Here is a 344-nt window from a genome sequence, read left to right as displayed (position 1 = left end):
AAGGCCTTGCCATCAACGGCGGCATCGGTGATGCCGACGGTCAGGGTGTCGCCGTCCTTGAAGACGTCATCGCCTTGGGCCTTGGCTTTATATTCGGCTTCGGTCTGGCCGGCCGGAATAACGACCTTGTCGCCATTGGACAGGGTGACAGTCAGGTCATGGTCCAGTTTCTGGCTGACCTTGACGGTGAAGGCTGGCTGCTGGTCTTCGGTGACATCGCCTTTGCCGACGATGGTGACAGTGACCTTGTCACCCTGGTTATCGGTGCCCGGAGTACCGGTGCCCGGCTCGTCAGTCACGGTCGTGGTGACGGTGTTGTCACCCAGCGTGAGCTTCTCGAAGTT

At 59.9% G+C, this 344-nt stretch carries 1 protein-coding gene; it reads right to left on the bottom strand.

Annotated elements, in window-relative coordinates:
* On the bottom strand, positions 1-344 hold a 344-nt coding region (locus LU671_RS29395; RefSeq protein ID WP_232857820.1), incomplete at both ends, for an immunoglobulin-like domain-containing protein.

This window comes from Pseudomonas sp. NMI760_13 (genome assembly GCF_021283245.1).
GTDB lineage: Bacteria > Pseudomonadota > Gammaproteobacteria > Pseudomonadales > Pseudomonadaceae > Aquipseudomonas > Aquipseudomonas peradeniyensis.
Note: the sequence above shows the minus strand (reverse complement) of the source record. Positions and strands in the feature narration are given on the sequence as shown.